Annotated in this window: 12 protein-coding genes; 3 read left to right on the top strand and 9 right to left on the bottom strand. The window is 66.7% G+C overall.

What is annotated here, in order from left to right:
• Positions 1-53: 53 nt before the first annotated feature.
• Positions 54-1334, bottom strand: a complete 1281-nt coding sequence (gene gltA, locus Q8M13_RS14210) for a citrate synthase (RefSeq protein WP_305300623.1) — start codon at positions 1332-1334, stop codon at positions 54-56.
• A gap of 54 nt (positions 1335-1388) precedes the next feature.
• The gene (gltX, locus tag Q8M13_RS14215) at positions 1389-2792 is read right to left on the bottom strand and encodes a glutamate--tRNA ligase (RefSeq protein WP_305300625.1); all 1404 of its coding nucleotides are present in this window, start codon (positions 2790-2792) and stop codon (positions 1389-1391) included.
• Between the two features lie 97 nt (positions 2793-2889).
• On the opposite strand from gltX, the gene Q8M13_RS14220 reads away from it, so the two are divergent.
• On the top strand, positions 2890-4980 hold the full coding sequence (locus tag Q8M13_RS14220) for a ComEC/Rec2 family competence protein (RefSeq protein ID WP_370870065.1): 2091 nt from the start codon (positions 2890-2892) through the stop codon (positions 4978-4980).
• Here Q8M13_RS14220 and lexA read toward each other — a convergent pair.
• From lexA to Q8M13_RS14240, 4 genes are all read right to left on the bottom strand, one after another.
• Positions 4961-5653 carry a transcriptional repressor LexA gene (gene lexA / locus Q8M13_RS14225; RefSeq protein WP_305300629.1) on the bottom strand — a complete coding sequence of 231 codons (693 nt, stop codon included), beginning with the start codon at positions 5651-5653 and terminating at the stop codon, positions 4961-4963. The two genes, Q8M13_RS14220 and lexA, sit on opposite strands and share 20 nt — an antisense overlap.
• Positions 5654-5786: 133 nt before the next feature.
• The gene (gene trpC / locus Q8M13_RS14230; protein ID WP_305300631.1) at positions 5787-6575 is read right to left on the bottom strand and encodes an indole-3-glycerol phosphate synthase TrpC; all 789 of its coding nucleotides are present in this window, start codon (positions 6573-6575) and stop codon (positions 5787-5789) included.
• Entirely contained in the window at positions 6572-7600 is a 1029-nt protein-coding gene (trpD, locus tag Q8M13_RS14235; RefSeq protein ID WP_305300632.1) for an anthranilate phosphoribosyltransferase, read from the bottom strand. The genes trpC and trpD overlap by 4 nt, the downstream gene beginning before the upstream one ends.
• A 2-nt stretch (positions 7601-7602) precedes the next feature.
• Positions 7603-8193 carry an aminodeoxychorismate/anthranilate synthase component II gene (locus Q8M13_RS14240; RefSeq protein ID WP_305300634.1) on the bottom strand — a complete coding sequence of 197 codons (591 nt, stop codon included), beginning with the start codon at positions 8191-8193 and terminating at the stop codon, positions 7603-7605.
• A gap of 79 nt (positions 8194-8272) precedes the next feature.
• Between Q8M13_RS14240 and Q8M13_RS14245 the strand changes: the two genes are divergently transcribed.
• Entirely contained in the window at positions 8273-8473 is a 201-nt protein-coding gene (locus Q8M13_RS14245) for a hypothetical protein (protein ID WP_305300636.1), read from the top strand.
• Here the strand turns inward: Q8M13_RS14245 and trpE are convergent.
• Together trpE and Q8M13_RS14255 are read right to left on the bottom strand one after the other, a co-directional pair.
• The gene (gene trpE, locus Q8M13_RS14250) at positions 8470-10002 is read right to left on the bottom strand and encodes an anthranilate synthase component I (protein ID WP_305300638.1); all 1533 of its coding nucleotides are present in this window, start codon (positions 10000-10002) and stop codon (positions 8470-8472) included. The two genes, Q8M13_RS14245 and trpE, sit on opposite strands and share 4 nt — an antisense overlap.
• Positions 9999-11939, bottom strand: a complete 1941-nt coding sequence (locus tag Q8M13_RS14255; protein ID WP_305300639.1) for a peptidylprolyl isomerase — start codon at positions 11937-11939, stop codon at positions 9999-10001. The genes trpE and Q8M13_RS14255 overlap by 4 nt, the downstream gene beginning before the upstream one ends.
• 132 nt (positions 11940-12071) lie before the next feature.
• Here Q8M13_RS14255 and tpiA point away from each other — a divergent pair, with 132 nt between their 5' ends.
• Positions 12072-12815: a triose-phosphate isomerase gene (tpiA, locus tag Q8M13_RS14260; protein ID WP_305300640.1), complete on the top strand. Its 744-nt coding sequence runs from the start codon at positions 12072-12074 to the stop codon at positions 12813-12815.
• Here the strand turns inward: tpiA and Q8M13_RS14265 are convergent.
• Positions 12812-13228: a VOC family protein gene (locus Q8M13_RS14265; protein ID WP_305300641.1), complete on the bottom strand. Its 417-nt coding sequence runs from the start codon at positions 13226-13228 to the stop codon at positions 12812-12814. The two genes, tpiA and Q8M13_RS14265, sit on opposite strands and share 4 nt — an antisense overlap.
• Positions 13229-13247: the final 19 nt, after the last annotated feature.

The raw sequence follows: 13247 nt of genomic DNA on the forward strand, positions 1-13247 counted from the left end.
AAAGCCCCGCCAGTATACCGGCGGGGCTTTCTCTATTCGTGATCTAGGCGCGTTTAGCGCTTGTCGACGCCGACGTAATCGCGGGCCGGGGAGCCGGTGTAGATCTGGCGCGGACGGCCGATCTTCTGCGACGGATCCTCGATCATTTCCTTCCACTGCGAGATCCAACCCACGGTGCGGGCCAGAGCGAACAGCACCGTGAACATCTCGGGCGGGAAGCCCAGGGCGCGCAGGGTGATGCCCGAGTAGAAGTCGACGTTCGGGTAGAGCTTGCGTTCGATGAAGTACGGATCGCTCAGGGCGACCTTTTCGAGTTCAATCGCGACCTTCAGCAGCGGGTCATCCCCGTGGCCGACTTCGGCGAGCACTTCGTGGCAGGTCTTCTGCATCACGGTCGCGCGCGGGTCATAGTTCTTGTAGACGCGGTGACCGAAGCCCATCAGGCGATAGCGGCGGTCCTTAACGCCTTGAACGTACTCAGGAATACGATCGACCGTGCCGATCTCCTTGAGCATGTTCAGCGCTTCTTCGTTCGCGCCGCCGTGGCTCGGGCCCCAGAGGCAGGCGATGCCGGCCGCGATGCAAGCGAAGGGGTTGGCCCCCGACGAACCGGCCAGGCGGACGGTCGAGGTCGACGCGTTCTGCTCGTGGTCGGCGTGGAGGATGAAGATGCGATCCATGGCGCGCGTGAGCACCGGGTTCGGCTTCCAATCCTCGGCCGGAACCGAGAAGCACATGCGCAGGAAGTTTTCCGAGTAGGACAGGTCGTTGCGCGGATGCACGAACGGCTGGCCACGGAAGTACTTGAAGGCGCGCGCGGCGATCGTCGGCATCTTGGCGATCAGGCGGTGCGACGAGATCATCCGTTGTTCCGGATCATCCACGTTGGTGCTGTCGTGATAGAAGGCCGACAGGGCGCCGACGGCGCCGACCATGATGGCCATCGGGTGGGCGTCGCGACGGAAGCCCATGAAGAACCTATCGAACTGCTCGTGCAGCATCGTGTGATAGGTGATGTTGTGTTCGAAGGTCTCGAATTCCTTCGCGTCCGGCAGTTCGCCGTTCAGCAGGAGGTAGCAGACCTCCAGGAAGCTCGACTGTTCAGCCAGTTGATCGATCGGGTAGCCGCGATGAAGCAGGATTCCCTTGTCGCCGTCGATGAAGGTGATCTTGCTTTCGCAGCTGGCCGTCGACGTGAAGCCCGGGTCGTAGGTGAAGACGTCGGCTTCGGCGTACAGCTTTCGGATATCGACGACGGCAGGACCGTCGGTTCCCTTCAGGATCGGCAGCTCGACGGCCTTGCCATCGAAACTCACTTTAGCCGTATCGCCCATGCCATCCCTTCCGCATGTATTATTAAACGCCTGTTCGGCGTGCCTTATACCGCCTTACGCGGCCTGTGAAAGCGCGTCATCGAGGCGCTCTAAACTTTCCGGTTTTCCGAGGCTGACAAGGGCCCCGGCCAGGTCCGGCGCGGGCGAGCCCCCAGAGAGGACGCCGCGCAAAGCCGGGCCAAACTTGCCCATTCCGACGCCTTCGCTCTCGGCGAAGCCGCGCAAGGCCGCTTCGAGTTCGGAAACTTCCCAGACGGGCTCTCCGCTGAGGGCCTCGCGCAGGCGGCCGAGCCGCGCGCTGGTCTCTTCGGTCAGCATGCCCTTGATCTTATCGGGCAGTTCCAGCGGCCTACGCTTCAGCGCAAAGACCGTAGCGTCCGCAAGTTCAAGCGTGGTCTTGGCGCCGTCCCGCACCAGCGGGATGGTCCGCAGCAGGATTTCCTGATCGCCGTCGTGGCGCGGGAAATCACGGGTCTGGTGGATCTTGGTAACGAGCTCGGCCAAGCGTTCAATCTGGGCCAGCCGGATGTAGTGGTTGTTGAGGTGGTTGAGTTTGTCCCAATCCAGGCGCGCAGGCGCGCCGACCACGTCTTCCAGCTCGAACCAGGACGCGGCCTGCTCGTCGGTGAAGATCTCGTCGTTGCCGTGGCCCCAACCGAGTCGCGCCAGGTAGTTGCGCATGGCCTCGGGCAGGTAGCCCATCTCGTCGAACTCGCTGACGGCTTGCGCGCCGTGGCGCTTCGACAGCTTCTTGCCGTCCGGGCCATTGATCATGGGGAGGTGCGCCCAGACCGGCACGTCCCAGCCCAGGGCCTCATAGATCTGCGTCTGGCGAGCGGCGTTGTTCAGGTGGTCGTCGCCGCGAATGACGTGGGTGATCCCCATCTCGTGGTCATCGACGATTACAGCGAGGTTGTAGGTCGGGGTGCCGTCTGTCCGCAGCAGGATCAGGTCATCCAGATCCTTGTTCTGGAAGGTGATGTCGCCCTTCACCTTGTCGCGAATGACCGTCTCGCCCTCTTGCGGGCTCTTGAAGCGGATCACGTGCGGGCGGTCGTTGAAATTGGCCTCGGCGTCGCGCCAGGGCGAACGGATGGCCCGGCCTTCGGCGCGCGCGATCTCGCGCTCGGCCGTGGTCTCCTCGACGGTCATGTAGCAACGGTAGGCGGCGCCCTTGGCGAGCAGCTCCTGGGCGGCCAGGACGTGGCGCTCGGCGCGCGCGAACTGGAACACCGGCTCTTCGTCCGGGGTGAGGCCCAGCCACGCCAAACCGTCGAAAATCACCTGAACGGCGGCGTCGGTCGAGCGCTCGCGATCGGTGTCCTCGATGCGCAGGAGGAACTTGCCGCCGGTGTGTTTAGCGTAAAGCCAGTTGAAAAGGGCCGTCCGCGCCGTGCCTATATGCATAGCGCCGGTGGGCGAGGGGGCTATCCGGGTGACGACGGGACGGTCGGGCATCGAACTCGAGGCTGAAGCTGGGGCGCCAGATATGCGCGCGGCGCCTCTTAGCACGGCCTTTCGCAAGCGTCCTAGCTTTCGCCGCATCGCAACATGGTTGGCCGATCAAGCTCTCGTGCAGTCTGATCGCTGGACCTTGTGGGCGCCGGTCGCCTTTGGGATCGGGGCGGCGCTCTATCTGAGTCTGCCGGCCGAACCCCTTGTGGCCGTGGCGTTCCTCGCCCTGGCGGCCGCCGGCGGCCTGGTGCTTGCGGTCAGCCGCTGGAGCCTCGGCAAACCGCTGACCATCGCCCTGACCTTGGCGGCTTTCATGCTGGCCGGGTTCGCCGCCGGCAAGCTGCGCACCCAGAGCGTGCGCGCGCCGATCGCGCCCGCCGGTGGCGGCGTGCGGGCGATCGAGGGATTCGTTGTCGACGTGGCCAGTCCCGGGCAGGGCGGGCCGCGGCTGCTGCTGGCGCCGATTCAGGTCTCGGGCCTGTCGGCGGCGGAGACGCCGATCCGGGTGCGGGTGACTTTGCAGGACGATGACGTACTGCCGGCGCCGGGAACCGTGATCTCCTTGCGCGGCATGCTGAATGCGCCGCCACCGCCAGCAAGCCCGGGCTCCTACGACTTTGCGCGCGACGCCTTCTTCGACGGGATCGGCGGCGTCGGGTTCGCTTTGACGCCGGTGCGCGAGGTTCAAGGCGCGCCGCCGCCCTGGCGGCTTGATCTTGAGATGAAGATCAACGCCGCCCGGTGGGCCTTGGCCAAGCAGATTGTCGGCGAGATGGGGCCTGAGAGCGGCGGCTTGGCCGCGGCCATGGTGACCGGGCACGAGGCCTTCATACCCAAGGAGCAGGTGGAAGCGTTGCGGGCCTCTGGTCTGGCGCATATCGTCTCGATCTCCGGCCTGCACATGGCCATCGTCGGCGGCTTCACCTTCGCTCTTGTTCGCCTTGGCGTCGCGGCTTGGCCGTGGCTTGCGCTGCGGGTGTCGTCGAAGAAGGTCGCGGCCATTGTCGGGCTCGCGGCGGTCGGCGGCTACCTCATACTGTCCGGCGCGCCGAGTCCGGCCGAGCGCGCGGCTATCACGGCCGGAGCGGCGTTCTTCGCCATCCTGGTCGACCGGCGCGCCATCAGTCTCCACACCCTGGCCATCGCCGCGCTGGCGATCATGATCTTTCAGCCAGAGGCGGTCACCGAGCCTGGGTTTCAGATGTCGTTCGCCGCCACCACGGCGCTGGTCGCCCTGGCCGAGGCGTGGCCGCGCCCGGCCAAGGAGATCAATACGCCCTGGCCGATCCGCATTGTTCAGGGCGTGGGCGTCTGGATGGCGGCCAGCTTGGGGGCGAGTTTCGTCGCAGGGCTGGCGACCGGTCCCTTCGCCATGCAGCACTTCAACCGCGTCGCGACCTTTGGCCTAGCCGCCAATCTGTTGGTGGCGCCGATCTCTTCGTTCCTGATGATGCCGGCTTTGGCGATCGGCGCGGTGCTGGCGCCGCTGGGGCTGGGCGGGGTTCCGCTGGCGGCGGCGGGGGTCGCGATCGACACCATGAACACCATCGCCTCGACTGTCGCCGGACTGCCCAACAGCCAGCTCATCGTGCCGAGCGCGCCGGGCTGGACGCTGGCGGCCTCGTTTATCGGCATTCTGTGGCTTTGCCTGTGGAAGGGGCCGCTGCGCTGGCTTGGCCTGCCGCTCGCACTCTCCGTGGCGCTCTACCCACGCCCGCCGGCCCCGGACGCTTGGATCGCGGCCGACGGCTCGACGGTCGCGGTTCGCGATGGCGGGGAGGCGATCCTGTTTCGACCCGACGCCAAACTATTCGCCGCCGAACTTTGGGCCAGGCGGCGGGGCCTGAGCGTGCCCGAAGACGGTTTGGCGATACGTGAGGCGAGCTTCGACTGTGACCGCTGGTCCTGCGCGCCGCGGGCCGGCGCTGCAGTCCCCAGGGTGGCGGCGATCATGACGCGCCGCGCCTCGACCATCGAGCGCAAGCTGCCGCTATTCTGTGAGTGGGCCGAGGTTGTCGTCGTGCGGGGCGAGGCTGCGCCTTGCCCGAAGGCGTTGACCTTGACCCAGGCCGATTTCGCGCGGGGCGGTTCAGCCGAGCTCTACCGAAATGACGCCGGCTGGCGGGTGGTCTGGGCGCAGGACCTTCGCGGTCAGCGCCCCTGGACCGGGCCTAGTGGTAGCGGCGGATAAGACCGACGAGCCGGCCTTGGACCTGAACCTGGTCGGGGCCGAAAATCCGCGTCTCGTAGGCGGGGTTCGAAGCTTCCAGCGCGATCGACGCGCCCTTGCGGCGCAGACGCTTCAGAGTGGCTTCCTCGCCCATGACCAAGGCCACGACGATGTCGCCCGAATTGGCCGAGTCTGTCCGGCGGATCACCACATAGTCGCCGTCGAGAATGCCGGCGTTGATCATCGAGTCGCCTTGTACCTCGAGGACGAAGTGCTCGCCGGCGCCCAGCATGGTTTCCGGGACCGGAAGCCGGTCGCGTTCCTGCTGGATCGCCTCAATGGGCGTGCCGGCGGCGATGCGGCCAAGGACGGGTAGATCGCGGGTGTCATTGGCGACCGGCATGACCGGCGCGTCGCCCGGATCGACCAGTTGCGGCTTAAAGGGCGAGCGGCCTTTGGGCGGCGCCGTGGTCGTCGCTTGCTGCGGCAGCTTCACTACTTCCAGAGCCCGAGCCCGGTGGGGAAGGCGACGCAGGAAGCCGCGTTCCTCCAGCGCTGTGATCAGGCGGTGAATGCCGGACTTGGACGCCAGGTCCAGCGCCTCCTTCATCTCGTCGAACGACGGCGAGACGCCGGTTTCCTTGATCCGCTCATGAATGAACATGAGAAGTTCGTGCTGCTTACGGGTGAGCATGGCTGAGGAGCCCTTGGAGAACAAAGCGCAAACGTTATGAATGTTCTCTAGGTGTTCCTTGTTAATGTCAAGTTACCGCCGAGCCCTTGAAAGGCTTGGCTTTTCTGCGGCGCTCAAAGGCGAGACGGCCGACTCAGGCGAGCAGGGCGCGGGTCGCGGCGGTAACATCGGGTTGGCGCATCAGGCTTTCACCGACCAGCATGGCCTTGGCGCCGGAGCGTTCCAGCCGGGTCACGTCGAGGGAGGTGAATATCCCGCTTTCGGTGATCAGCAGAGCGCCGCTCGGCGCGCCCCCAGCCAGGCGCTCGGTAATGCCAAGGTCGGTTTCGAAGGTGCGCAGGTTGCGGTTGTTCACCCCGACCAGCTTGGCGCCGAGCTTGTCGGCCCGCGCCATCTCGTCCTCGTCGTGAACCTCGACCAGGGCGTCCATCCCGAGCCGAGCGGCCTCGGCCATCAGTTCGGCGGCTACGCCGTCGTCGATCATGGCCAGGATGACCAGGATGGCGTCGGCTCCAAGCGCGCGGGACTCGGCGACCTGCCAGGGATCGACCAGGAAGTCCTTGCGGATGGCGGGCAGGGAGACGGCGTCGCGCGCGGCGGTCAGGAAGCCGTCTGTGCCTTGGAAGCTTGGTCCATCGGTAAGGACTGACAGGCATGCCGCGCCGCCGGCCTCATAGGCCTTGGCCAGGGTGGGGGGATCGAAGTCTTCGCGGATCAGGCCCTTGGAGGGCGAGGCCTTCTTGATCTCGGCGATCAGGGCGAGCTTGCCGGGCGCGTGACCACGCTCCAGCGCCTTCCGGAACCCGCGCGGCGGGGACGCGGCCTTGGCGGCAGCCTCCAGCTCGGCGAGGCTGCGCGCGGCTTTGCGCTCGGCGACTTCTTCGCGCTTGTAGGCGGCGATCTTGTCGAGGATGTCGCTCATGCCACGCCTTCTTGCGCCGAGGTGAGTTCGACCAACTTGGCCAGGGCGGCCTTGGCCAGGCCGTCGTCGATAATCTGGCCGGCGAGATCGACGCCGTCGCGAAGGGTCTCGACCCGCTCACCCACCAGGAAGGCGGCTGCGGCGTTCAGCAGAACGATGTCGCGGTAGGGGCCCTTGGCTCCGTCCAGCAATTCGCGGAGAGCGGCGGCGTTCTGGGCCGGCGATCCGCCGGTGAGGTCGGCGAGCGCCGCGCGCGGCAGGCCGACGGCCTCCGGCGTGATGGTGAACAGCCGAACCTGGCCGTCGCGATATTCCGCCACGCTGGTCTCGGCCGTGGTGGTCATCTCGTCCATGCCGCCGCCGTGGACGACCCAAGCGCGTTCGGCCCCGAGGGCGCCGAGCACGCGGGCGAGCGGTTCGACCCAGCGGTCGGCGAAGACGCCCATGACCTGACGCTGCGCGCCGGCCGGGTTGGTCAGCGGGCCGAGCAGATTGAAGATGGTGCGGAAGCCCAGGTCGGTGCGGATCGGAGCGACGTGGCGCATAGCGCTGTGGTGGGCCGGCGCGAAGAAGAACGCCACATTGGCTTGGTCTAGCGCTTGGAGCTGTTGTGCGGCTGAGGCGGCGACATTGACGCCAAGCTCGGTCAGGACGTCGGCCGCGCCGGAGCGCGAGGAGACGGCGCGATTGCCGTGCTTGGCGATCTTCAGACCGCCGCCGGCCGCCACGAAGGCCACAGCGGTCGAGACGTTGAGGGTGTGGAGACCATCGCCGCCGGTGCCGCAGACGTCCATGACCTGGAACGGATGATCGAGGGTGACGGCGGCCTTGCGCATGGCGCGGGCGCAGGCGGTGATCTCGCCGGTCGTCTCGCCGCGCATGCGCATTGCGGTGACGGCCGCGGCGACCTGGGCCGGGGTGGGCTCGCCGCGCAGGCAGGCGGCGAAGAACTCGCCGGCGTCGTCCTCCGTTAGGGTGCCGCCGTCGGCCAGGCGGCCCAGGAGCGGTTTGAAAGCGTCTGACATGGCTAGTCGACAGCCTGGGGCTCGACGCCCGCGAGCTTCAGGAAGTTGGCCAGCATGGCGTGGCCGCCCTCGGTGGCGATCGACTCGGGGTGGAACTGCACACCCTGGATCGGCCGATGCCGATGCTGGAAGCCCATGATCTCGCCGTCTTCGGTCCAGGCGGTCACTTCCAGCACTGGCGGCAATGTCGACTTCTCGACGGATAGGCTGTGGTAGCGGGTAGCTGTGAACGGGTTGGGTAGGCCGGCGAAGATGCCTTTGCCCTCGTGGAACATCGGACTGGTCTTGCCGTGCATCACCTGCTTGGCGCGGACCACGTCGCCGCCATAGGCCTGGCCGATCGCCTGGTGGCCGAGGCAGACGCCCAGGATCGGCAGGTCGTTGGGGGCTGCTTCCAGGAGGGCCAGGCAGATCCCGGCCTCGTTCGGCGTGCAGGGGCCGGGCGACAGCAGCACGCCCTGGGGCTTGAGGCCCAGGGCCTCGTCGACGCTGAGCGCGTCGTTGCGATAGACCAGCGTCTCCGCGCCCAGTTCATTCAGATAGTGAACGAGGTTGTAGGTGAAGCTGTCGTAGTTATCGATCACCAAGATCATCAGATTTCTCTAGGCTCCGCTTGGCTTTCCGCCAAGGCCCCGGATTGCGGACGAGGCCCGTTCACCGGATGTTGTGGTCATGTCGCCGCCCGATTCTGTCCTCGACCCTGAACAGATGGCCTATGCCAGAGCGCTCCTGAGAGCGCCGGTGGCGCGTGAGCGCGTCTGGCCGGCCCTGGCGGCCGCTGGCTTCGCGGCCACCGCCGCCTTGGCCCTGGCCGGCGCCATGATCATGGCGCCGCCAGTGACCACCCAGCACGTGGTCGAACGCACGCCCTAGACGAATCGCCAGGACTCTTCGGCGGCCTGTCGGAGGGCTCGGGCCTTGTGGAGGGTTTCGTCGTACTCGGCGTCCGGGTCGCTGTCGGCTACCACGCCGCCGCCAGCCTGGACGTACATCTGACCATCCTTGAAGCAGGCGGTGCGCAGCACGATGCAGGTATCGACCGAGCCGTCGGCGCCGAAGTAGCCGACCGCTCCGGCGTAGGCGATGCCGCGCTTCTCCAACTCCAGCTCATCGATGATCTGCATGGCGCGGACCTTGGGCGCGCCGGACAGCGTGCCTGCGGGTAGGGCGGCCATCAAAACGTCGATGGGGTCCAGCCCCTCGGGCGCGTCGCCCTCGACGTTGGAGACCATGTGCATCACGTGGCTGTAGCGCTCGATGAAGAACGAGTCGGTGACCCGCACCCGTGCGCCGCGCGATGGCTGTGGCGGTTCGTTGGAGCCGGTGTTCTTCAGCATCGCCACGCGGCCGACATCGTTGCGACCGAGGTCTAGCAACATCAGGTGCTCGGCGCGTTCCTTGGGATCGGCGATCAGCTCGGCTTCCAGCGCCCGGTCTTGCTCGGGCGTGGCCCCGCGCGGGCGGGTGCCGGCGATCGGCCGAATGGTGATCTTGCCGTCGCGCAGGCGCACCAGGATTTCGGGCGAAGACCCTGCGAGCTGGAAGTCGCCGAAGTTCAGATAGAACAGGAACGGCGAGGGATTGGTCCGGCGCAGCGAACGATAGAGGGCGAACGGGTCGTGGGCGAAGGGCGCCCGGAAACGGTGGCTCGGCACGACCTGGAAGATGTCGCCCGCGAGGATGTACTCCTTCGCCCGCGCGACGATCTGGTGATAGTCCTCGCGGCTGACAGGCGTGGTGAAGCTGTCGGCTTGCGGCTGGGCGGTTCCAGCCAGTTGCGGGGCCGAGCTCCTTAGATCGGCGACCACTTCGGCCAATCGAGACTGAGCCTCCTCATAGGCCGCCTTGGCGCTGACCTCGGACGGCCGGACCGTCGTCACCAGGATGATCTCCTGGGCGATGGCGTCGAAGATCGCGACCACTGAGGGCCGGATCATCAGGCCGTCTGGCAGGTCCAGCGGGTCCGGATTGACGTTCGGCAGGTGCTCGACCAGCCGGATCATGTCGTAGCCGATGGCGCCGAACACGCCGGCCGACATCGGCGGCAGGCCTGCCGGAAGATCCAGGCGCGAACGGGCCACCAGATCGCGGAGCGAGTCGAGCGCGCCGCCGGCCTGGGATTGGAACCGTCCGGCCGCGATGTCGGGACCGACCGCGATTTCGGCCTGATCCCCGCGACATCTCCAGACGAGGTCCGGTTTCATCGCGATCACCGAGTAGCGGCCCCGGTGGGCGCCGCCCTCAACGGATTCGAACAGGAAGGCGTAGGGCCGTCCATGGGCGATCTTCAGATAGGCCGAGACCGGGGTCTCGAGATCGTCGATCAGACGGGTCCAAACGACCTGCGGCGCGCCCTGAGAATACTTCGCCTCAAAGTCCGCAAACGCAGGTTCGATCGTCACTTGGATTTCTCCGCCTGGCCCGCCTTAGGTGCGGCCTTTTCGGTCTCGGTGATCGGCGCCAGGCCCAGCGCAGCACGCGCCTTCGCCGGGAAGATCTTCACGCCGACTTCGGTGCGCGCGGCCTTGCGGGCAGCAGCGCCCAGGTCGCGGAAGAGCGCCATGGTCACCTGCGGACGAGCGTCCTCGGTGATGCGGGCCAGGGTCGGACCTGACGGCGCACGGACCGCTTCGAGCTTGGCGACGATCAGGCCGAACTGAACGCCGTCGGCGGTGAAGACCTCACCCGGCTTGGCGTTGAAGGTCTTTACCAGAGCGTCACGCGACATGGCGGTGTTCTGGGCCGCGTTCTGACGGTCGATACCGGCGACATTGACCACCTTGGAGCCGGCCGAAGCCGCCACGGTCGCCAGGCTCTCCCCCTTGCGGAGGCGAGCGGCGTACTCGTCGGCCTTGGTCTGCAGGCGCTTGAGCATCTCGGTCATCATCCAGACCCGGGTGAGGTCTGGCTTGATCTCGGCCAGCGGGGGCAGGGCGCTCGGAATGATCCGCTCGACCCGGATGGCGAAATACTCGCCGGCGCCCGCGTCCTGGAGCTCGCTCTCGCCGCCGGCCGGCAGGCTGTAGGCGAGCTCGAGGAGCTTCGGCGTCACGCCCTGAACGGGCTGGCCTTGCGGGCCTTGGCCCTGCTGGGTGATCGGGCCGAGGGTCATGACCGGCACGCCGGCCTTCTTGGCGGCGTCGACGAGGTTGGCGCCGCTGCCGCGGGCTTCCTCATAGGCCTGGCTGAGGGCGTAGACCTTCTCGGCGGCGGCGTCCTTGCGAAGCTCGGCTTCGATCTGCGGACGGACCTGGTCGAGGGTCACGGTCTGGCCAGGTGTGACCTTGGCGACCTTGACGACCGCGACGCCGAGGTCGCCTTGAATGGCGGCCGAAACCTCGCCGGGCTTCAGGGCGAAGGCGGCGGCGGCGACTCGCTTGTCGGCGATCGCGCTCTGCGGCTTGTCGACATAGTTGATGACTTCGACGCCAATCGACTTGGCGACCGCCGAGGGATCTTCACCCTTGGCGAGGCGGGCGGCGACGGCCTGGGCGGCCGCGGCGTCCTTCACCGGGATCTGGATCAGCGAACGGGTTTCAGGGCGAGCCAGGGTGTCCTTCCGGAACGCGAAGCGCTTTTGGACTTCGGCCTCGTCGATCGGCAGCGAGCCGTTGATCATGGCCGGGCTGAACGCGACCACCGAAATGACCCGGAATTCCGGACGGATCAGCTGGGCCGACTTCTCTTTCATGAAGGCCGTGAGCTGGGCGTCGGTGGGCAGCGTCGGCGCAGGGACGCTACGCGGATCGACGGTGAAGAAGCCGACGTCGCGCGCTTCCATCTCGAAGACTGCGCCGAGGGCGCTGTAGGCGCGCGGCACGCGCAGGCCGTTGACCATCGCCGAGACGGCGTGGGACTCGGCGATCTGGTCGCGCATCATGGTGTCGAAGCGCGCGGGCGTCAGGCCATTCTCAGCCAGGCGCTGGGCGTAGAGCGTCTTGTCGAACGCGCCGGAGATCGGATTGAAGAAGGCCGGGATCTTGCGCAGTTCAGCGCTGACGAGACGGTCCGAGGGCCGGATGCCGATCTTGTGCAGCATCTCGCCGAACGCCTCGCGGGTGGCGAGTTCTTCCAGCAGGCGCTTGTCCAGGCCGAACTGAACGGCCTGTTCGATGCTGATCGGCTGCTTGGCCTGTTCCTCGGCGCCTTTGCGGAAGTTATCGAACTCTCGCTTGAAATCAGGCCCCGAGACGTGCCGCGAGCCCGCCTTGATCACATCGTTGGTGTAGTTGCCTTTGAAGGCGTCGTTGATGCCGAAGATCGCGAAGCTGATGACCAGGAGGCCGATCAGCACAGCGGCGACCCAGGATTTGGCGAACTTGCGGGTTGCGGACAGCATTTGACCTTCCGGAGCCTCTTCGGCGCGAACGTGGAAGGCGGGTATAGTGGAGGGGGCTTCCCCCCCGCAAGCGCGTGACAGAATGAACGGCTTGGCTTAACGCGCCTTTGTCCAAAAAATTGCGAGGCCCAGATGACTTCTCCGACCCCTTTGATCGCCGGAAACTGGAAGATGAACGGGACGGCGGCGTCGCTGTCGGAAGCCCAGGCGGTCGCCGCGGCCCTGGCCGGAACGAGCGCTCGCGTGGCGATTTGCCCGCCAGCGACGCTGGTCGAGCGTGCGGCTGGGGCGGTGAAGGGCACCGCCCTGCTGCTCGGCGGACAAGATTGTCGCGCCGAAGTCTCTGGCGCCTTCACCGGCGACGTTTCGGCCGAGATGCTTGCTGACGCAGGGGCTAGCCTGGTCATTCTCGGCCATTCCGAACGCCGCGCCGGCTATGGCGAGACTGACGCCCTGGTGGCCGCGAAGGTAGAGGCGGCCCTCCGCGCGGGCCTCGAGCCGATCATCTGCGTCGGCGAGACCCTGGACGAACGCAAGGCCGGCAAGGCGCTGGAAATCGTCACCGGGCAGGTCAGGGGCTCGCTTCCGGCGACGCTCGCCGGCAAGACTTTTTCTGTCGCTTACGAGCCGGTCTGGGCCATCGGCACCGGCCTGACGCCGACGACGCCGGAAATCGAAGAAGTTCACATCGCCATCCGCGCGACGCTGGTCGAGGTGTTTGGCGACCATGGAAAGACCCCACCGATTCTTTACGGCGGTTCGGTGAAGCCCTCCAATGCGGACGAGATTCTGCACGCCGCCGAGGTCGGTGGCGCCCTGGTCGGCGGCGCTTCGCTGAAGGCCGAGGACTTCCTGGGGATCATCAAGGCGCTTTAAGCGTCTGAGGGGCCCTTCAGCTCCACCGTGTTGCCTTCGGGATCCTGGATATAGAGCGAGGTCCCTTCGCCCTCCGCGCCGTAGCGCTCGCCTTCGTCGATGATGGCGACGCCGCGGGCGGCCAGGTGGGCGCGTATCGCCGCCTCGTCGAACGGTCGAATGGCCAGGGCGAAGTGGTCCAGGTTGCGCGCTTCCGGGCCAGGGGGCGCTCCGCCTAGCTGACCGAGTTTCCCATCGACTGTCACCAAGTCGATCAGCGAGGCGCCGGCGCGGACATGGGTGAGCCCGAGTTCCGGTCGGTCCCAATCGAGGGTGCAACCCAGGATCTCGGTGTAGAAGGCCAGCATGGCGGTCTTGTCCACGATCCGCAGAACGATGTGGTCGAAGCCAGCGGGCTGAATGGGGTTGGCCATTGGTGTCTCCTCATACCGA

This window comes from Phenylobacterium sp. (genome assembly GCF_030681155.1).
In the GTDB taxonomy this organism is placed as follows: domain Bacteria; phylum Pseudomonadota; class Alphaproteobacteria; order Caulobacterales; family Caulobacteraceae; genus Phenylobacterium.